At 68.9% G+C, this 17769-nt stretch carries 19 protein-coding genes, 1 tRNA gene and 1 riboswitch; of the genes, 13 read left to right on the top strand and 7 right to left on the bottom strand.

Going from position 1 to position 17769, the window contains the following annotated elements; all coding sequences use genetic code 11:
* Positions 1 to 27: 27 nt before the first annotated feature.
* The gene (locus O1Q96_RS06420) at positions 28 to 780 is read left to right on the top strand and encodes an MBL fold metallo-hydrolase (RefSeq protein WP_217455598.1); all 753 of its coding nucleotides are present in this window, start codon (positions 28 to 30) and stop codon (positions 778 to 780) included.
* Positions 781 to 867: 87 nt separating this feature from the next.
* Here the strand turns inward: O1Q96_RS06420 and O1Q96_RS06425 are convergent, their stop codons facing one another.
* Together O1Q96_RS06425 and O1Q96_RS06430 are read right to left on the bottom strand one after the other, a co-directional pair.
* Positions 868 to 2118 carry a PTS transporter subunit EIIC gene (locus O1Q96_RS06425; protein WP_269247240.1) on the bottom strand — a complete coding sequence of 417 codons (1251 nt, stop codon included), beginning with the start codon at positions 2116 to 2118 and terminating at the stop codon, positions 868 to 870.
* 278 nt (positions 2119 to 2396) lie between these two features.
* Entirely contained in the window at positions 2397 to 3683 is a 1287-nt protein-coding gene (locus tag O1Q96_RS06430) for a PTS transporter subunit EIIC (RefSeq protein ID WP_269253503.1), read from the bottom strand.
* A 205-nt stretch (positions 3684 to 3888) separates the two neighbouring features.
* Between O1Q96_RS06430 and O1Q96_RS06435 the strand changes: the two genes are divergently transcribed.
* From O1Q96_RS06435 to rdgB, 4 genes are all read left to right on the top strand, one after another.
* Complete coding sequence (locus tag O1Q96_RS06435; protein ID WP_217455596.1) at positions 3889 to 4122, top strand: PTS sugar transporter subunit IIB; 234 nt, start codon at positions 3889 to 3891, stop codon at positions 4120 to 4122.
* Positions 4123 to 4240: 118 nt separating this feature from the next.
* The gene (gene rph / locus O1Q96_RS06440; RefSeq protein ID WP_217455595.1) at positions 4241 to 4978 is read left to right on the top strand and encodes a ribonuclease PH; all 738 of its coding nucleotides are present in this window, start codon (positions 4241 to 4243) and stop codon (positions 4976 to 4978) included.
* A gap of 169 nt (positions 4979 to 5147) precedes the next feature.
* Positions 5148 to 5552 carry a hypothetical protein gene (locus O1Q96_RS06445; protein ID WP_217455594.1) on the top strand — a complete coding sequence of 135 codons (405 nt, stop codon included), beginning with the start codon at positions 5148 to 5150 and terminating at the stop codon, positions 5550 to 5552.
* 81 nt (positions 5553 to 5633) lie between these two features.
* Entirely contained in the window at positions 5634 to 6236 is a 603-nt protein-coding gene (gene rdgB, locus O1Q96_RS06450; RefSeq protein ID WP_269247241.1) for an RdgB/HAM1 family non-canonical purine NTP pyrophosphatase, read from the top strand.
* 14 nt (positions 6237 to 6250) lie between these two features.
* On the opposite strand, the gene O1Q96_RS06455 is transcribed toward rdgB, so the two are convergent.
* Entirely contained in the window at positions 6251 to 6964 is a 714-nt protein-coding gene (locus O1Q96_RS06455; RefSeq protein WP_269247242.1) for a hypothetical protein, read from the bottom strand.
* Between the two features lie 150 nt (positions 6965 to 7114).
* Between O1Q96_RS06455 and O1Q96_RS06460 the strand changes: the two genes are divergently transcribed.
* Positions 7115 to 7756, top strand: coding sequence for a helix-turn-helix domain-containing protein (locus tag O1Q96_RS06460; protein ID WP_269247243.1), 642 nt, complete (start codon positions 7115 to 7117; stop codon positions 7754 to 7756).
* Between the two features lie 81 nt (positions 7757 to 7837).
* Here the strand turns inward: O1Q96_RS06460 and O1Q96_RS06465 are convergent.
* Positions 7838 to 7922, bottom strand: a tRNA-Leu gene (locus O1Q96_RS06465).
* Between the two features lie 190 nt (positions 7923 to 8112).
* Positions 8113 to 8580: a thioredoxin-dependent thiol peroxidase gene (gene bcp / locus O1Q96_RS06470; protein WP_217455592.1), complete on the bottom strand. Its 468-nt coding sequence runs from the start codon at positions 8578 to 8580 to the stop codon at positions 8113 to 8115.
* Between the two features lie 109 nt (positions 8581 to 8689).
* On the opposite strand from bcp, the gene O1Q96_RS06475 reads away from it, so the two are divergent.
* The 3 genes from O1Q96_RS06475 to sugE all read left to right on the top strand — a co-directional run bounded on the left by O1Q96_RS06475 (position 8690) and on the right by sugE (position 9994).
* Positions 8690 to 9076, top strand: a complete 387-nt coding sequence (locus O1Q96_RS06475) for a DUF3618 domain-containing protein (protein ID WP_419586437.1) — start codon at positions 8690 to 8692, stop codon at positions 9074 to 9076.
* 53 nt (positions 9077 to 9129) lie between these two features.
* On the top strand, positions 9130 to 9486 hold the full coding sequence (locus tag O1Q96_RS06480) for a GroES family chaperonin (RefSeq protein WP_217455591.1): 357 nt from the start codon (positions 9130 to 9132) through the stop codon (positions 9484 to 9486).
* 98 nt (positions 9487 to 9584) lie between these two features.
* A riboswitch (guanidine-III (ykkC-III) riboswitch) is annotated at positions 9585 to 9645 on the top strand.
* A 28-nt stretch (positions 9646 to 9673) separates the two neighbouring features.
* Positions 9674 to 9994: a quaternary ammonium compound efflux SMR transporter SugE gene (gene sugE, locus O1Q96_RS06485; protein ID WP_217455590.1), complete on the top strand. Its 321-nt coding sequence runs from the start codon at positions 9674 to 9676 to the stop codon at positions 9992 to 9994.
* Positions 9995 to 10181: 187 nt separating this feature from the next.
* On the opposite strand, the gene O1Q96_RS06490 is transcribed toward sugE, so the two are convergent.
* A complete protein-coding gene (locus O1Q96_RS06490) occupies positions 10182 to 12563 on the bottom strand; it encodes a transglycosylase domain-containing protein (RefSeq protein ID WP_269247245.1) in 2382 nt (793 codons plus the stop codon).
* A 230-nt stretch (positions 12564 to 12793) separates the two neighbouring features.
* Here O1Q96_RS06490 and O1Q96_RS06495 point away from each other — a divergent pair, with 230 nt between their 5' ends.
* Genes O1Q96_RS06495 through O1Q96_RS06510 form a run of 4 tightly spaced genes read left to right on the top strand, consistent with a single transcriptional unit; the run spans position 12794 to position 16311 of the window.
* The gene (locus tag O1Q96_RS06495) at positions 12794 to 13573 is read left to right on the top strand and encodes an ABC transporter permease (RefSeq protein ID WP_269253504.1); all 780 of its coding nucleotides are present in this window, start codon (positions 12794 to 12796) and stop codon (positions 13571 to 13573) included.
* Positions 13566 to 14426 (top strand): ABC transporter permease, encoded by an 861-nt coding sequence (locus tag O1Q96_RS06500; RefSeq protein ID WP_419586438.1) that lies wholly within the window; start codon positions 13566 to 13568, stop codon positions 14424 to 14426. The genes O1Q96_RS06495 and O1Q96_RS06500 overlap by 8 nt, the downstream gene beginning before the upstream one ends.
* Positions 14427 to 14429: 3 nt before the next feature.
* A complete protein-coding gene (locus O1Q96_RS06505) occupies positions 14430 to 15419 on the top strand; it encodes an ABC transporter ATP-binding protein (RefSeq protein ID WP_269247246.1) in 990 nt (329 codons plus the stop codon).
* 10 nt (positions 15420 to 15429) lie between these two features.
* The gene (locus O1Q96_RS06510; protein ID WP_269247247.1) at positions 15430 to 16311 is read left to right on the top strand and encodes a DUF1707 SHOCT-like domain-containing protein; all 882 of its coding nucleotides are present in this window, start codon (positions 15430 to 15432) and stop codon (positions 16309 to 16311) included.
* A gap of 83 nt (positions 16312 to 16394) precedes the next feature.
* Here O1Q96_RS06510 and O1Q96_RS06515 read toward each other — a convergent pair whose 3' ends face one another.
* Positions 16395 to 17711, bottom strand: coding sequence for an SGNH/GDSL hydrolase family protein (locus O1Q96_RS06515; RefSeq protein ID WP_269247248.1), 1317 nt, complete (start codon positions 17709 to 17711; stop codon positions 16395 to 16397).
* Positions 17712 to 17769 lie beyond the last annotated feature (58 nt).

Consider the following 17769-nt stretch of genomic DNA (forward strand, 5'->3'; position numbering starts at 1 on the left):
CTCCCCGCCAGCGGAGGTTTCTGCTTTATGAAGCTCACCGTCGTCGGCTGCTCGGGGTCGTTCCCGTCCGCGGAATCGGCCTGTTCGAGCTACCTCATCGAGGCCGACGGCTTCCGGCTGCTTCTCGACATGGGCAACGGTGCCCTTGGCGAGCTGCAGCGCCACTGCGGTCTCTACGACCTTGACGCGATCTTCCTCAGCCATCTGCACGCCGACCACTGCATCGACATGTGCGCGTACTTCGTCGCGCGCTACTACCGCCACGACGGCGGTCGCTGCGATCCGATTCCGGTGTACGGACCCGAGGGCACCGAGCAGCGACTGACCACCGCGTACGCGGACACCCCCTCCGCCTCCTCCATGAGCGAGGTCTTCGACTTCCACACCGTCAAGCCGGGCTCCTTCGAGATCGGCCCCTTCTCGGTGCACACCGAGAAGGTCAGCCATCCCGTGGAGGCGTACGGCATCCGCGTGGAGCACGGCGGGCGGTCGCTCACGTACTCCGGGGACACGGGCGTGTGCGACACGCTCGACGAACTGGCCCGGGACACGGATCTGTTCCTCTGCGAGGCCGCGTTCACACACGGCAAGGAGAGCATCCCGGACCTCCACCTCAACGGCCGCGAGGCCGGCGAGACCGCGACCCGCGCCGGGGCCCGCCGCCTCGTACTCACCCACATCCCGCCGTGGACGGACCCCCAGGCCAACCTGGTGGACGCCCGCGAGGTGTTCGGGGGACCGGTGGAACTGGCGACGCCGCGGGCTACGTACGAGATCTGAGCGAGCTCGCGCCGATCCGCGCGCACGCGAACGAAAGGCCCCCGGAACCCATGGGTTCCGGGGGCCTTTCGTTCGCGGTGCGAGAACTCACGCCTTGGTGAGGTCCTCGACCTCCTCGTCGGGCTCACGGCCCGGGGTGGCGAGGTTGAACTTGATGATCGCGAAGCGGAAGGTCACGTAGTAGATCGCCGCGAAGACCAGGCCGATCGGGATGATCATCCATGGCTTGGTGGCGAGGTTCCAGTTCAGGAAGTAGTCGATGGCACCGGCGGAGAAGCTGAAGCCGTGGTGCACGCCCAGCGCCCAGGTGATGGCCATCGAGAGGGCGGTCAGCACCGCGTGGATCACGTACAGCACCGGCGCGATGAACATGAACGCGAACTCGATCGGCTCGGTGATGCCGGTGACGAACGACGTCAGCGCGAGGGAGACCATCATGCCGCCCACGGCCTTGCGCCGCTCGGGGCGGGCGCAGTGCGTGATCGCGAGGGCGGCGGCCGGCAGCGCGAACATCATGATGGGGAAGAAGCCCGTCATGAACTGGCCGGCGGTCGGGTCACCGTGGAAGAAGCGGGGCAGGTCACCGTGCCAGACGGTGCCCGCGGAGTCCTTGAAGGAACCGATCTCCTGCCAGGCGACGGTGTTCACGAACTGGTGCATGCCGACGGGAAGCAGCGCGCGGTTGATCGCGCCGAAGATGCCCGCGCCGACCGCTCCGAGGCCGGTCATCCACTCGCCGAAGTTGGTGATGACGTCGCCGACGGGCTCCCAGACCAGGCCGAAGAAGACGCCGACCGCGGTGCCGATGAAGGCCATCAGGATCGGGACGAGACGGCGGCCGTTGAAGAAGCCGAGCCAGTCGGGCAGCTTGGTGCGGTGGAACCGCTGCCAGGTGACGGCGGCTATCAGACCCATCACGATGCCGCCGAGGACCTTGGGGTCGTTGTAGGTCGCGGCGACGTCCGCGCCCTTCTGGACCTTGGCCTCGGTGATCGGGAACGCGGTGAGCACGTTCTTGTAGACGAGGAATCCGACGAGCGCCGCGAGGGCGGTGGAGCCGTCGGACTTCTTGGCGAAGCCGATGGCGATGCCGACGCAGAACAGCAGCGGGAGGTTGGCGAAGACCGCGTCACCGGCCGTGGCGAACACGGATGCGACCTTGTCCCAGCCGAGCCCGTCGGCGCCGAACACGTCGGGCTGGCCGAGACGGAGCAGGATGCCGGCGGCCGGCAGCACGGCGATGGGGAGCTGCAGACTGCGGCCGACCTTCTGCAGGCCCTGGAGCAGGCCGGAGCCCCACTTCTTCGTGGGGGCCGCCGGAGCTGTGGCGGTGGTCATTGTTCCTCCATGTGCTGCGTGCCGCCGGAAGCGGAGAGGGAGAGAAAGAGGAGTGCACGAGGGATGGACGCATCCACGTGGTCTACACCACTCAGTGGTGTAGACCTGTTGTAGCACGGTGAAGGCGGGATAAGGAACCCGCCAATTTTGTGGCCTGGACCATAGGGGAACGAGCCGCCATGCAACCGGGTAAAAGCGTCCAAAAGTCACAGCGAAGGGCCCCCGGACCAGAGGTCCGGGGGCCCTTCGCACACACCGTCGGAAAGCTCTCCCGACCGCTACGCCTTCGTCACGTCCTCGACCTCGTCGTCCGGCTCCCGTCCCGGCGTCGGCAGGTCGAACTTCGTGATCGCGAAACGGAACACGACGTAGTAGACCGCCGCGAAACACAGGCCGATCGGAATGATCGCCCAAGGCCTCGTCGCCAGATTCCAGTTGATGACGTAGTCGATCAGCCCCGCCGAGAAGCTGAAACCGTCATGCACACCCAGACCCCACGTCACCGCCATGGACACACCGGTGAGCACCGCATGCACCGCGTACAGCAACGGCGCGATGAACACGAACGAGTACTCGATCGGCTCCGTGATGCCCGTGACGAACGACGTCAACGCGATCGACAGCATCAGACCGCCGATCTCCTTGCGGCGATGCGGCTTCGCGCAGTGCGCCATCGCCAGGCACGCCGCCGGCAGCGCGAACATCATGATGGGGAAGAAGCCGGACGTGAACTGCCCCGCATCCGGATCGCCCGCCAGGAACATGTTGATGTCACCGTGCACGACCGTGCCGTCAGGCTTCGTGTAACTGCCGAACTGGAACCACATGGGCACATTCAGGAACTGATGCAGCCCGATCACCAGCAGCGCACGGTTCGCGACACCGAAGACCCCCGATCCCCACGCCCCCAGACTGACCAGCCAGTCACTGAAATCCTCCAGGCCCCGGCCGATCGGCGGCCACACCCACAGACACAGCGCGGCGAACGCGATCGCCACGAACGCCATGATGATCGGCACCAGCCGGCGGCCGTTGAAGAAGCCGAGCCAGTCCACGAGCCTCGTGCGGTGGTAGCGCTGCCAGAAGTAGGCGGCCATCAAGCCCATCAGGATGCCGCCGAAGACACCCGGATTCTGGTAGGTGAAGACCACCACCGAGCCGTCGTCCGCCTGACAGCCGGCCGCCACCACCTTCGCCTGGTCCGCACAGTCCTCGGGGAACTGCCGCAACACGTTGTAGTAGACGAGGAACCCCGCCACCGCCGCCAGCGCCGTCGAACCGTCGGCCTTCTTCGCCATCCCGATGGCCACACCGACACAGAAGAGCAGCGGAAGCCCCAGCGAACCGTCCAGCAGTGCACTGCCCGCCCCCGCCATCACCTTCGAGACGTTCGTCCAGCCCAGACCGTCGGCGCCGAACACGTCCGGCTGCCCCAGACGATTCAGGATGCCCGCCGCCGGCAGCACGGCGATGGGCAGCTGAAGGCTGCGCCCCATCTTCTGCAGACCCTGGAAAAGGTCGCCCCAACGGGAGCGCGTGGGCGCGGCCGCACTGTCGGCACTCATGCGTGTCTCCCTGCGTCCCTCGGCGCCGGCCCGGGCCCCGCGGAACGAGGCCAAGTTTGGCGGCCGTTGAAAACTGGTGTAGACCAGTCGGCGAACGGTTGTGCTGCCATGATCGCCATCATTCGGCAGAGGCGACACGACCGCTCGCGAAGATGGGCCAACTGTGGGTTACTGCGACAAAGCGGTTCGGATCAGGGAGTAGGACATGGCCAGCAAGGCTGAGAAGATCGTCGCCGGGCTCGGCGGCATCGACAACATCGAAGAAGTCGAGGGCTGCATCACCCGACTGCGCACCGAGGTCATCGACCCCAGCAAGGTCGACGAAGCAGCCCTGAAAGCCGCAGGCGCCCACGGCGTCGTCAAGATGGGCACAGCGATCCAGGTCGTCATCGGCACCGACGCCGACCCCGTCGCCGCGGACATCGAAGACATGATGTGAACCCCCCGACACCGCACCACTGAAGAGCACGAAGGCGAGAACACCGAGACCCACCCCAGAGGGGCCGCTTCCCGCACGAGGGACGGCCCCTCACCCGTGAACGACTAGGCTCCTCGCCATGTCTCGCATCGACGGCCGCGCGCCCGAACAGCTCCGCCCCACCACCATCGAACGCGGCTGGAGCAAGCACGCCGAAGGCTCCGTCCTCGTCTCCTTCGGCGACACGAAGGTCTTCTGCACCGCCTCGGTCACCGAAGGCGTCCCGCGCTGGCGCAAGGGCAGCGGCGAAGGCTGGGTCACCGCCGAATACTCCATGCTTCCCCGCGCCACCAACACCCGCGGCGACCGCGAGTCCGTCCGCGGCAAGATCGGCGGCCGCACCCACGAGATCAGCCGCCTCATCGGCCGCTCCCTGCGCGCGGTCATCGACTACAAAGCACTCGGCGAGAACACCATCGTCCTCGACTGCGACGTCCTCCAGGCCGACGGAGGCACCCGCACCGCCGCCATCACCGGCGCCTACGTCGCACTCGCCGACGCCATCTCCTGGGCCCAGGGCCGCAAACTCATCAAGGCCGGACGGCAGCCCCTGACCGGAACGGTCAGCGCCGTCTCCGTCGGCATCGTCGGCGGCATCCCCCTCCTCGACCTCTGCTACGAAGAGGACGTGCGCGCCGACACCGACATGAACGTCGTCTGCACCGGCGACGGCCGCTTCGTCGAGATCCAGGGCACCGCCGAGGCCGAGCCCTTCGCCCGCGACGAACTCAACTCCCTCCTCGACCTTGCCGTATCGGGCTGCACAGAACTCGCTGTCGCCCAGCGCACGGCACTTGATACGGTCCTCGAAAGGTAAAGGACGCACCAAGACGGCCGTCTGCCGCAGGCAACCACGACACCCACCGTCGCGTCCCTACAAGTACGGGCGTACGGCTCACCGCCGTGCGCCCGGCAGCACCACAACGGGGGCCCTGAGGCCTGCGAAACGGGGCCCTTGGGGGCCTGAACAACGGGAGGACCGTTCCATGGCCGCCAGCCGCCGCCGACCACGCCGTATCACCATCGTCGCCGCAGCCGTGGCTGCCGTCGCGCTCACCGCCGGACTGACCACCGGCTGCGACGCCGTCAACAAGGCACTCGACTGTGTCCAGACCGCCGACACGATCGCCGACAGCGTCACGGACCTCCAACAGGCCGTCGAGAACGCGGCGAACGACCCGACGCAGGCAGGCGAGGCCCTCGACTCGATCGACAAGAACCTCGACACCATCGGTGACAAGACCGACGACACCGACATCAACAAGGCCGTCGACGACCTCCAGGCAGCGGTCACCAACGTCCGCGACTCCATCAAGAGCGGCGACCAGACCCCGGACATCAGCCCCGTGACGGACGCCGCGGGCGAACTGACCAAGGTCTGCACGCCGTAGCGACGACGACCGGCCCGCGGGCGGCGACGACCACGGGCGGCACGCGCCGGCGACACCGCCCAACTGGCTAGGGTGAGAACCATGACCCGCCTGATCCTCGCCACCCGCAACGCCGGAAAAATCACCGAGCTGAGGGCGATCCTCGCCGCCGCAGGCCTCCCACACGACCTCGCCGGCGCGGACGCCTACCCGGACATCCCCGACGTCAAGGAAACCGGCGTCACCTTCGCCGAGAACGCCCTCCTCAAAGCACACGCCCTCGCCCGGGCCACCGGCCTCCCCGCGGTCGCCGACGACTCCGGCCTGTGCGTGGACGTCCTCGGCGGCGCCCCCGGCATCTTCTCCGCCCGCTGGTCCGGCACCCACGGCGACGACCGGGCCAACCTCGAACTCCTCCTCGCCCAACTCGGCGACATCGCGGACGAACACCGCGGCGCCCACTTCGCCTGCGCCGCAGCCCTCGCCCTGCCCGACGGCACCGAGCGCGTCGTCGAGGGCCGCCTGCGAGGAACGCTCCGCCACGAACCCACCGGCTCCCACGGCTTCGGCTACGACCCGATCCTGCAGCCCGACGGCGACACCCGCACCTGCGCGGAACTGACCCCCGAAGAGAAGAACGCCATCAGCCACCGCGGCAAGGCGTTCCGAGGACTCGTACCGGTGGTGAGGGAACTGCTGGGCTGAGGAGCCCGCCCCGGCTACCCCAACCCGCCGTACGAGCGCAGCGCCACGCGGGCGTCCAGGTCGATGCTGTTCACGCCCGCCGGTGACGGAAGCCGCAGCACTTTGTCGAGCAGGGGGCCCAGCGGGCCGCAGCCCGAAGTCCTCGGCACCGCAAAGCGGTTGTCCTCGACCCCGAAGCTGACGACCAGCGGATCCTGGGTGACGACCTCCGGCGGATCCGTCTCCTTCAACACCAGGTGGACCGGGTCCGCTTCGCTGCCCATGGAGCAACCGGGCGGCACCCCGGGCCCGGTTATCCGGAACGTCAGATCCAGCTCGCCGCGCCGCTCGTCGTTGGACTCGAAGTCGGAATACCCGCCGTACCGGGGCGTGATCGACAGCGGTGTACCCCGAACTCGCAGGGGAGTGGCGGCCATCGCGCCGAACACCTGACGGAACTCGCCGTCGACCCTGCCCTCCGCGAAAGTGATCGCCAGGGGGCGCTCGATCGGCACCTCGGCCCGGCCGAGCGTGAGGTGCCCGACGGCCGTCATGGCCTCGCAGCGCCACTGCGACGGATCAGCGCCTTCGGGCAGCTCGGACAGGGCAGGGCAGTCCTGGAAGCCGCGCTCCCGAGCGCCGGTTCCGGAGCCCGGGTCGGCGTGCGCGGGCGCCGCTGTCGTCGCTCCCACGCTCGCGGCGAGTGCCACGGCGGACAGCGTCATGACCAGACGTCGGGCACGGAACATGAAGGTCTCCAGGTGAGTGAGTGGACGAGCGGGAGGATCCCGCCGTGCCCCAATGATTGCAGCCGTTTCTCTGCAATGGAAGATCTGCAGAGAAAGTTCTGCGTAATTCACTCTGCAGAGATTCGGCTGCCCCGGCGGTAGGCTGAGCCCATGAGTGATGCAGGCGCGTCTCGGCCCGAACCCGAGCCCGAACCGGACGGTGGTCCCGGCCCCGAGTCGGACGGTGAGTCCGGCCCCGAGTCGGGCGCGGAGCGGCGCACGGTCGCTGACCCGGCGGCCCTCAAAGCCCTCGCCCACCCGCTGCGGCTGAAGATCCTCCGCCACCTCGCCGTCTCCGGCCCGGCGACCTCCACGACCCTCGCCGCCGCCCTCGGGGAGAACACCGGCACCCTCAGCTATCACCTGCGCCGCCTGGAGCGTGGCGGCTTCATCGAGGACGTGCCGGAACGGCCCAACAGTCGTGAGCGCTGGTGGCGGGGGGTGCGCGGACTCGACGTACGCAGGCCGGCGCAGGACGAGATGACCGACGGCGAGCGGGCGGTCGCGGGAGCCCTGGACCGGATGCGGCTCGACGAGGACGTCGAGCTGGCCCGGCGGTTCGCGGAGGGGCAGGCCGAGTCGGAGGGCTGGATGCGCGGCTCCCGCAGCCTCAGTCACCTCACCAAGGACGAGGTGACCGCCTTCCATGACGCCTACCTGGACCTTCTGGCCCGCTTCGCCCGAGGCCCGGAGGGTGCTCCGCCCGACGCGAAGCCGGTGCTGCTGCGGTGGTTCGCGTTGCCGGTCGAGTAGCAGTCCCCGCCCTGCGGGTGCGGGTCTCGACGCAAAGAAACGGCCTGCGAATCGATCATTCGATTCGCAGGCCACTCACTGTGCGGCGGAAGGGATTCGAACCCTCAAGCCGTTTCACGGGCCACAGATCCTAAGTCTGCTGCGTCAGCCGTTGCGCCACCGCCGCCAGCCGCCTGCCATCGTACCGGTCACGTGGCCGCCGGTGAGCGGGGGTTTACGTCACGCTGTTCTCCCCGGCTTCGGCTGTCTCCCCTGCATCAGGTGCTGGTGATCGCATGGCAGTTGGGGTGCAGGAGACGCAGGTTCTCCTCAGGTCCTCAGGTCCTCTGGTCCTCAGGTCCTCGGATCCCGGGGCCTCAGATCCCCAGATCCTTGATGATCTTCGCGACATGGCCCGTGGCCCGGACGTTGTAGAGCGCCCGCTCGACCTTGCCCTCCTCGTCCACGACGATCGTGGAGCGGATGACGCCCATGTACGTCTTGCCGTAGTTCTTCTTCTCGCCGTAGGCGGCGTAGGACTCGGTGACCGTCTTGTCGGGGTCGGCGAGGAGGGTGATCCCGAGGTTCTCCTTCTCGCGGAACTTGGCGAGCTTCTCGGGCTTGTCGGGGGAGATGCCGATGACGTCGTAGCCGGCGCCCGCGAGGAGGTCCAGGTTGTCGGTGAAGTCGCAGGCCTGCTTGGTGCAGCCTGGAGTGAGCGCGGCGGGGTAGAAGTAGACGATGACCTTGCGGCCCTTGCGGTCGGCCAGGGACACCTCGTTGCCGTCGGCGTCGGGCAGGGTGAAGGCGGGGGCGGGGTCGCCGGGCTGGAGTCGCTCGCTCATCTCGGTTCGGTCTCCTTGCGAGGTGGTGGATACGGAACCGAGCGTAATGGGGGTGCCGGGCGGTGCGCGGCGGGCGGAGCTGACAGACTGTCGACCAGAGAAAAGGCCGATGGGAACAGGCCACGGGAAGAAACGACCACGACCACGGAGGCAGCGCGTGTCGGACACGTCGAGCACGCCGGACACCAGGACTCCGGCGCAGATCGAGGCGGACATCAAGCGCCGTCGCGAAACCCTCGCCGAGACGCTCGACGAGATCGGTGTGCGGGTGCATCCGAAAACGATCGTCGGGGATGCCAAGGCGAGGGTGGCGTCGAGCGTCGACCACACGCTGGGGCGTGCCTATGTCGGCGTGAACCGCGTCGTCGGTGATGTGAAGGGGCAGTTCGTCACGGAGGAGGGTGCGCCGCGGTTGGAGCGCATCGTGCCCGTGGCGCTCGTGCTGGTGGGTGTCGTCGGGCTGCTCACGCTGGGCTCCAGGCGCCGTAAGGGCTGAATGCGCCCGCCCCACCCGCGTACGGGCTGTGAGAAGGCAGGTAGGTTCGGACCGTGAGCGCCAAGAGGACTGAGCCCAGCAGCCATGACGACAAGCTGCCCATTCGGATGCTGCACGACCGTGTGCTGGTGCGGCAGGACACCGCCGAGGGCGAGCGGCGTTCCGGTGGCGGCATCCTGATCCCCGCGACCGCGGCTGTCGGCCGGCGCCTGGCCTGGGCGGCGGTCGTCGCGGTCGGGCAGAACGTGCGGACGGTGGAGCCGGGCGACCGGGTGTTGTACGACCCGGAGGACCGGGCCGAGGTGGAGGTGCGTGGTACCGCTTACGTACTGATGCGCGAGCGGGATCTGCACGCCGTGGCGGCCGACCGGTTCGAGGGGTCCGAGGATTCGACGGGGTTGTACCTCTAGATCCCGGACAGATCCCGGACTGGTTGCGCCTGGGGACCCGGATAACAGTGGCAGGAAGGGCTGGTGACCATCGTCACCAGCCCTTCCTTGCTGCTGCTTGCTACCTTTGAGGGAACCCGACGAGACGCGCCGTACCGGGGCAGGACAAGACGACGCACCCCTGTTGATTCCTTCACGGAGGTGCCTGATGGCCTGGGTTCTGCTTGTCGTCGCCGGTCTGCTCGAGGTGGGCTGGTCGATCGGGATGAAGTACACGGAGGGTTTCACCCGGCTGGTGCCCAGTGTTCTCACCGGGACGGGCATCGTCGCCAGCATGTTCCTGCTGTCGTACGCGGCGAAGTCGTTGCCCATCGGTACCGCGTACGGGGTGTGGGTGGGTATCGGTGCGGCCGGGGCGGCGGTGTTCGGTATGGCGGTGCTCGGTGAACCGGTGACCGCCGCCCGGATCTTCTTCGTCTGTCTCCTGCTGGTGGCTGTCGTCGGTCTGAAGGCGACCTCGGGGCACTAGGGGGTGTTTTGAAAGCCCCGCACAGTACCCACGGCGCCCGGCACGCACCCCCGCCGCACCGGCCGAAGACCCAAGTACGTCCAGTACGAGGGCTTTCGTCCGGCACGCCGAGGCCACGCACCGAACACCGCGGGCACCGCACAGGACTTTCAAAACACCCCCTAGCCGCCCACCGGACCTCCGTCGGTCACGGGAAGTCTCCGAACGTGGTGCCCGTGCCGCCGTCCTGGCCGTCCGTCGTGCCTCCGTCGGTCGTCGTGCCGCCGTCGCCGGTGGTGCCGCTCGCTCCGTCGCCGGTGGTGCCGCCGTCGGTGGTGGTGCCACCGTCCGTGCCCGTGCCGCCGTCCGTGCCGTCCGTCGTGCCGCCGTCGCCGGTGGTGCCTCCGTCGGTCGTGGTGCCGCCGTTGTCCTGGCCCTGGGTGCCGCCCGGGGGTTCCTCGCCGCCGGTGGTCGTCCCGCCGTTGTCCTGGCCGGCCGTGGCGGGCTCCTCCTCGTCCGGGTCCGCCGGCGGGAGCTGCTGTTCGTCGGCGCCCGGCTGGATCCTGAGGTCGAAGTCCTGGACGGCCACGCCCTTGAGCGCGGCCTTCGTGTACTGGGCCCAGATCTGGGCCGGGTACCCGCCGCCGTTGATGCGCTGTTGTCCGAGCGCCCCGTACAGCTCCTTGTGGACGCCCGTGTCGGGGTCCTGGCCCATCACGGCGACGACGGTGGCGAGGTTCGGGGTGTAGCCGGCGAACCAGGCCGCCTTGTCGTTCTCCGCGGTGCCGGTCTTGCCCGCCGCGGGACGTCCCGCGGCCTGCGCGGCCGTGCCGGTGCCGCCCTCGACGACGCTCTGCAGCATCGAGGTCGTCGTGTCGGCGGCCTCGCGGCTCACGGCCTGCCAGGTCTTCCGTTCGGGCAGGTCGACGACGTCGGAGCCGTCCTTGGTGATGCTCTCGATCATCCTGTACGTGCCGCGCTTGCCGTGGTTGGCGAGTGTCGCGTAGGCCTCCGCCATGTCGAGGACGCTGGCCGTGGAGGGGCCGAGCGCGATCGAGGGGGAGGCGTTCAGGTCCGGGGTGTCGGACGGGACGCCGAGGTCGACGGCCGTCTTCATGACCTTCTCGGGGTCGACGTCCACGGCCATCTGCGCGTACACGGAGTTCACGGACTTGTCCGTGGCGGTGCGGACGGAGATGTCGCCGTACGAGACCTGGTCCTCGTTCTCCGGGGCGTAGGTGCCGCCCTCCCAGCCTTCCACGGGGCGTTTGTTCGTGCCGTCGTAGACGGTGTTGGGGGTGATCGTGCGGCCGTCCTGGGTGGTCGAGTCGTTCTGTACGGCCGAGGTGAACACGAACGGTTTGAAGGTGGAGCCGACCTGGTAGTCCCGGCGGGTGGCGTTGTTGTAGTACTGCTTGGTGTAGTCGATGCCGCCGTACATCGCGAGGACCTTGCCGGACTTGGGGTCGATGGAGGCCCCGCCCGCGCGGACGTAGTTGTCGACCTTGCGGTTCTTCTTGTCGAGTTCGTCCATCACCTGGTCGTCGACGGCTTTCACGAACGAGTCCTGCTTGGACTTCTGCAGGGTGGTCGTGATGCGGTAGCCGCCCGCGTTCAGCGCGTCCTCGTCGAGGATCTTGTTCTCGGTGAGGTAGTCGTTCACGGCCTTCACGATGTAGCCGCGCTGTCCGGACATGCCGGCCGCGATCACCGTCTGCCTGGGCTCGGGGAACTTGGTGCCGGCGCGGTCAGCCGCGGTGAGCCACTTCTTCTTGACCATGCCGTCGAGGACGTAGTTCCAGCGGGCCAGCGCCGCGGGCTTGTTCTCGGGGTGCGCGACGACGTCGTACTCGCTCGGCGCGTTCAGCAGGGCGGCCAGGTAGGCGCCCTGGGCGGCTGTGAGGCCCTTCGCGTCGACGCCGTAGTAGGCCTGGGCGGCGGCCTGGATGCCGTAGGCGTTGCGGCCGAAGTAGCTGGTGTTGAGGTAGCCCTCGAGGATGTCGGCCTTGCTCTTCTCACTGTCCAGCTTGATGGCGATGAAGAACTCCTTGGCCTTGCGGGTGACCGTCTGGTCCTGCGCCAGGTAGTAGTTCTTCACGTACTGCTGGGTGATCGTCGAACCGGACTGCTTGCCCTTGCCCATGGCGGTGTTCCACGCGGCGCGGACCATCGCCTTGGGATCGACCGCCGACTCGGTGTAGAAGTCACGGTCCTCGGCGGCCAGTACCGCGTGCTGGGCCTCCTTGGAGATCAGCTCCAGTGTCACGTTCTCCCGGTTGACCTCGCCGTCGCGGGCGAGCTGGCTGCCGTCGGCGTACAGGTACACGTTGCTCTGTTTGATCGCCGCGGAGTTCGCCGCCGGGATCTTCACCAGGTAGTAACCGAGCGCGAATACGCCGACGAGCAGCAGGACCACGGTGACGAAGGCGCCGAGCACCATGCGCCAGGTCGGGATCAGGCGTCGCCATCCGGTGCGCCTGGGGCGTTTGGGCTTCTTGCCGGGTGCGTCCGGGGCCGCCGCTGTGGCGGCCCCGGGTTCCCTCGGTGCCCAGCCCTCGCTCGGCTGCTGCGGCTGCGGCTGGTCGTTCATCGTGTGCCGGACTCCCGTTTCGCGTCGTACGCCTCGTACGCCCTGGTACGCCTTGTGCGCCCCTCCCTTTGAAGACTGTCGCATCCGGTGATTCGTTCCCGGTGCGAGGCACGCGTCGGGCGGGAAATTGCCTGGCACGTGGCGGGGCCCCGCGGCTAGGCTCTTTCGCTTTGGCTCGTGGCGGTCGAAGGGGGCCCGTGGTGGGGGCAGGGAGGCTGTACGCGGCCGTCATGGTGGGTGCGTTCCGACGGTATGCGACCTATCGGGTGGCCACCGCCGCGGGCGTGTTCACCAACACGGTCTTCGGGCTGATCCTGGCGTACACGTACATCGCCCTGTGGGAGGAGAGGCCTGGTCTCGGGGGGTACGACCAGTCCCAGGCCGTGACCTATGTGTGGCTCGGGCAGGGGCTGCTCGCGGCGGTCGCGGTGATGGGGGGCGGTTTCGAGGACGAGATGACCGAGAGAATCCGTACGGGTGACATCGCGATCGACCTGTACCGGCCGGCGGACCTTCAGATGTGGTGGCTGGCCGCCGACGCGGGGCGGGCCGGGTTCCAGTTGGTGGGACGCGGTGTGGTGCCGATGATGTTCGGGGGACTGGTGTTCCATCTCGCCCTGCCGGGCGACCTCTTGACCTGGCTGGCGTTCCTCGTCGCCGTCGTCCTCGGTCTGCTGGTGAGTTTCGCGATCCGTTATGTCGTGGCGCTGCTGGCGTTCTGGTTCATGGACGGGGCGGGTGTGCAGCAACTGGCGGTTCTCGCGGGGTTGTTCTTCTCCGGGATGACCCTGCCGCTGAACGTCTTTCCCGGCGGTCTCGGCGAGCTGGCCCGGGCGCTGCCCTGGTCGGCGCTGATCCAGGCTCCGGCGGATGTGCTGCTGGGGGAGCGCACGGGCTCGGGGCTGCTGCGTACGTACGCCTTCCAGGCCGCGTGGGCGGTCGGGCTGCTGGCGATGGGCCGGGTGATCCAGTCGGCGGCGACGCGCAGGGTGGTGGTCCAGGGTGGCTGACCTGCGGGAGCGGCGTGAGGGTGACTTCGCGCCGGTCGGGGGTTCGCGTCTGGTGGACGGGCTGCGCGTCTACCGGCTGATCGCCTGGATGTGGATCCGTTCGACGATGGCGTACCGCGCGTCGTTCGTGATGACCGTTCTCGGGAACTTCGCGGGGACGGCGCTCGACTTCGTCGCGATCCTGCTGATGTTCTCGCGGGTCGACGAGCTCGGCGGCTATTCGCTGGGCGAGGTGGCGTTCCTGTACGGGCTGTCCAGTGCCGCGTTCGGTCTGACGGATCTGACGATCGGTTCGATGGACCGGTTGGGCCGACGGGTGCGGGACGGCACGCTGGACACGTTGCTCGTGCGGCCGGCGCCGGTGCTCGCGCAGGTCGCCGCGGACCGGTTCGCGCTGCGGCGGCTGGGCCGGATCACGCAGGGGCTGCTGGTTCTCGGGTACGCGCTCGCGGTGGTCGACATCTCCTGGACTCCGCTGAAGGTGCTGCTGATGCCGGTGATGGTGGTGAGCGGGGCCGCGATCTTCGCGTCGGTGTTCGTGGCGGGCGGGGCCTTCCAGTTCGTGGCGCAGGACGCGTCGCAGGTGCAGAACTCCTTCACGTACGGCGGAACGACGCTGCTGCAGTATCCGCCGACGGTCTTCGCGACGGATCTGGTGCGTGGGGTGACGTTCGTGCTGCCGTTGGCCTTCGTGAACTGGCTGCCCGCGCTGTACGTGCTGGATCTGCCGTATCCGCTCGACCTGCCGGAGTGGGTCGCGTTCCTGCCGCCGGTCGTGGCGGTCGTCTGTTGTGCGCTCGCCGGGGTGGCCTGGCGGGCGGGTCTTCGTTCGTACCGGAGTACGGGGAGTTAGTGCGTGGGCATCGAGACGGGCAGTGGGTTCGACGGCGGCTTCATTCGCCTGGACCGGGTCGAGAAGGTCTTCGACGTGCGGAAGAAGACCGGGTTCATGCGGAGCGAGCGGCGGCAGGTGCGGGCGGTCGACTCGATCTCCTTCACCGTGGCGCGGGGTGAGATGGTCGGCTACATCGGGCCGAACGGCGCCGGCAAGTCGACCACCATCAAGATGCTCACGGGCATTCTCACGCCGAGCGGCGGGCGGCTCCGGGTGGCGGGCATCGACCCTTCGCGCGAGCGCACCCGGCTCGCGCGGCGCATCGGGGTGGTGTTCGGCCAGCGGACGACGCTCTGGTGGGATCTGCCGCTGATCGACTCGTACCGCTTGATGCACCGCATGTACCGGATCCCGGACGCGCGGTACGCGGAGAACCTGGACCGGTGTGTCGAGCTTCTGGAACTGGGCGCCCTGCTGGACGTGCCGGTGCGGCAGCTGTCGCTGGGGCAGCGGATGCGCGGGGATGTCGCGGCGGCGCTGCTGCACGATCCGGAGGTGCTGTACCTGGACGAGCCGACGATCGGGCTCGACGTGATCAGCAAGGCGAGGGTGCGGGAGTTCCTGCGGGACCTCAACGCCGAGCGGGGCACGACCGTCCTGCTCACCACCCACGACCTGACCGACATCGAGCAGCTGTGCCGGCGGGTGATGGTCATCGACCACGGGCGCCTGATGTACGACGGTCCGTTGACCGGGTTGCACGAGATCGGCGAGAGCGAGCGGACCCTCGTCGTGGACCTGGAGCGTGAACTGCCGCCCATCGACGTCGGGTTGGCGCGAGTGGTGAAGGTGGAGGGGCCTCGGCAGTGGCTCGCCTTCCCGGCGGCGCAGTCGGCGGCGCCGCTGGTGGCGCGGATCGCGGCCGAGTACCCGCTGGTGGACCTGTCGGTGCGGGAACCGGACATCGAGGCGGTCATCAGCCGCATGTACGCGGAGAAGGCAACCTCGTAGGCTTCTGCCCATGACGGACGAACTCCCCGGCGGACTTCCCGAGCTGCGTGCCTCCGACGCCGACCGCGAACAGGTCACCGAAGTACTGAGGGACGCCCTCGCGGAGGGGCGCCTCGACATGGAGGAGTTCGAGGAGCGGCTGGAGGCGACGTACAAGGCGCGTACGTACCGGGATCTGGAGCCCATCACCCGGGATCTGCCTGCGCCCGGAGTGACCCCTCCCTCGCCCGCCGTGTCGATGGTCAAGCAGCCCGCCGAGGCGGGTGACTGGGCGGGCCGTGTCGTCGGTGGTGACGGGTCGTCCCGGTGGGGTGTCGCGATCATGGGCGGGTTCGAGCGCAAGGGGCGCTGGACCATGCCGAAGCGGTTCAACTCCTTCGCGTTCTGGGGCGGTGGAGTCATCGACCTGCGCGAGGCGAACTTCGCCGACGGCGAGGTCGTGGTCAACTGCGTCGCGATCATGGGCGGGATGAGCGTGATCGTGCCGCCCGGTGTCGAGGTCGTCGTCCGCGGCATCGGCGTCATGGGCGGCTTCGACCACCGTGAGGAGGGTGTCCTGGGTGACCCGGGCGCTCCGCGTGTCGTCGTCACCGGGTTCGCGTTCTGGGGCGGCGTCGGTGTCGAGCGCAAGGTCACCAAGGCGGAGCGGCTGCGTCAGAAGGAGGAGCGGCGGCTGGAGAAGCTGGAGCGGAAGGCCGCCCGCCAGGAGGAGTTGGAGGAGTCCAGGCGCCGGGCCCTGGAGGGCGGCGGTACCCGGAGCGACGGGCGGGGCGACTCCCTGGACGAGGCCCGTTCCCTTCACCGTGCCGCGATGGAACAGCACCGGGAGATGATGCGCGAGCACCGCGAGGAGCGGCGGGAGCGCCGGGAGGACCGGCGGGACCGGGACTGACCGCTCCGCCGGGAGCCCGGTGCGTCAGCCGCGGGCCCGCTGTGGCCGGTCGCGCGGTTCCCCGCGCCCCTTCCGGGAAGGGGTCACAGCTCTGCCGGGGCCGCGCCCTTGAGGTCGTCCAGGTCGAAGACCTCCGCCATGCGCTCGTAGCCCTTGTCGCTCGGGTGGAGGTGGTCGCCCGAGTCGTAGTCGGAGCGCAGACGCCGCGGGTTGTACGGGTCGCGGAGCGCCTCGTCGAAGTCGACGTAGGCGTCGAAGACCCTCCCGGAGCGGATCTGGGCGTTGACGGCCTGGCGGGTGTTCTCCAGGTGGGGCCGGTACCCGCGGTGTCCCTGGAAGGGCATGAGGGTGGCCCCGACGACCCGCAGGCCGCGCGCGTGGGCCAGCCGCTTCAGTTCGCGCAGCCCGGCGGTGATCCGGTTCGCGTCGGTCTGGCTGGGCGTGCGCAGGATGTCGTTGACGCCGAGGGCGACCACGACCGCCCTGACGTTGGTGCGGCCGAGGACGTCACGGTCGAAGCGGGCCAGGCCGCTCGGGTTCTCGGCGGGGCGGCCGAGGCCGCTGGTCAGGACGCGGTTGCCGCTGATGCCCTGGTTGACCACGCTGTAGCGGGGGCCGTCCGAGCCGCCGCGCAGCCGGTCGGTGAGGACGTCCGTCCAGCGCCGGTTCTCGCCGACGGTCGAGGTCACGCCGTCGGTGAGCGAGTCGCCGATGACGACGACCGTGCCGTCCGACTCGTTGCTCAGCACGTCGAGCGCGGTCAGGTAGCGCCAGTACGGCGTCTGCCCGGTGTACGCGACACCGCTGACGTCCTCCGTGCGGTCGCCCTCCGCGGTGTACGAGATCTGCCGTGCCTGCGGGTGGTAGGTGACGGGCCCCGACGGGGTCGGTGAGTACGTCGTCACCAGCACGTCCGTGTCGTGCGGGATCAGCACCCGTACGGCGTCGCTGACGACCTGCTGTCCGGCGGGCACCACCACCGACGGGTTGCCGCCGAAGGTGAGGCGCCGCATCGAGTCGGCGGCCGCGGCGGCGTTGTTCGCGGTGGCGGCGACGGCGACGGAGGCGTGCGTGATGCTGAGCGGCTGCTGCCCGTACAGGTTGGACAGGGTGATGCGGGCCGCGGTGCCGCCGACGCCCACGTGCACCACGTTGCGTACCGAGCGGCCCGCCATGCCGTTCACCTCGGTGCCCGGCTCCGATCCGGCCGGGGAGGCCGCCCAGGCGCCCACCCAGGTGCCGACGGACGCGGGGGCCGCCGAGTTGTGCGGGGTACGGCCGCCGGCCACCGTGGTCTGCGCGCCGTCGTCGGCTGCCACACCGACGTATATGGCGGCTGAGATGGCGACGATCACGGCAACGATCGCTGCCAGCAAGGCATAACCGTGACGCTTGGTCATGCGGTGCGTGTCTCCTCGAAAAAGTGGGAGCCCCAGGCTCCGATGTGATCACCCCATG

The sequence above is a fragment of the Streptomyces aurantiacus genome, assembly GCF_027107535.1.
Classification (GTDB): Bacteria; Actinomycetota; Actinomycetes; order Streptomycetales; family Streptomycetaceae; genus Streptomyces.

Coding starts and splice junctions, on each gene's coding strand:
- O1Q96_RS06420 (WP_217455598.1), top strand. CDS start 28: ATGAAGCTCACCGTCGTCGGCTGCTCGGGGTCGTTCCCGTCCGCGGAA.
- O1Q96_RS06425 (WP_269247240.1), bottom strand. CDS start 2,118: ATGACCACCGCCACAGCTCCGGCGGCCCCCACGAAGAAGTGGGGCTCC.
- O1Q96_RS06430 (WP_269253503.1), bottom strand. CDS start 3,683: ATGAGTGCCGACAGTGCGGCCGCGCCCACGCGCTCCCGTTGGGGCGAC.
- O1Q96_RS06435 (WP_217455596.1), top strand. CDS start 3,889: ATGGCCAGCAAGGCTGAGAAGATCGTCGCCGGGCTCGGCGGCATCGAC.
- rph (WP_217455595.1), top strand. CDS start 4,241: ATGTCTCGCATCGACGGCCGCGCGCCCGAACAGCTCCGCCCCACCACC.
- O1Q96_RS06445 (WP_217455594.1), top strand. CDS start 5,148: ATGGCCGCCAGCCGCCGCCGACCACGCCGTATCACCATCGTCGCCGCA.
- rdgB (WP_269247241.1), top strand. CDS start 5,634: ATGACCCGCCTGATCCTCGCCACCCGCAACGCCGGAAAAATCACCGAG.
- O1Q96_RS06455 (WP_269247242.1), bottom strand. CDS start 6,964: ATGTTCCGTGCCCGACGTCTGGTCATGACGCTGTCCGCCGTGGCACTC.
- O1Q96_RS06460 (WP_269247243.1), top strand. CDS start 7,115: ATGAGTGATGCAGGCGCGTCTCGGCCCGAACCCGAGCCCGAACCGGAC.
- bcp (WP_217455592.1), bottom strand. CDS start 8,580: ATGAGCGAGCGACTCCAGCCCGGCGACCCCGCCCCCGCCTTCACCCTG.
- O1Q96_RS06475 (WP_419586437.1), top strand. CDS start 8,690: ATGGGAACAGGCCACGGGAAGAAACGACCACGACCACGGAGGCAGCGC.
- sugE (WP_217455590.1), top strand. CDS start 9,674: ATGGCCTGGGTTCTGCTTGTCGTCGCCGGTCTGCTCGAGGTGGGCTGG.
- O1Q96_RS06490 (WP_269247245.1), bottom strand. CDS start 12,563: ATGAACGACCAGCCGCAGCCGCAGCAGCCGAGCGAGGGCTGGGCACCG.
- O1Q96_RS06495 (WP_269253504.1), top strand. CDS start 12,794: ATGGTGGGTGCGTTCCGACGGTATGCGACCTATCGGGTGGCCACCGCC.
- O1Q96_RS06510 (WP_269247247.1), top strand. CDS start 15,430: ATGACGGACGAACTCCCCGGCGGACTTCCCGAGCTGCGTGCCTCCGAC.
- O1Q96_RS06515 (WP_269247248.1), bottom strand. CDS start 17,711: ATGACCAAGCGTCACGGTTATGCCTTGCTGGCAGCGATCGTTGCCGTG.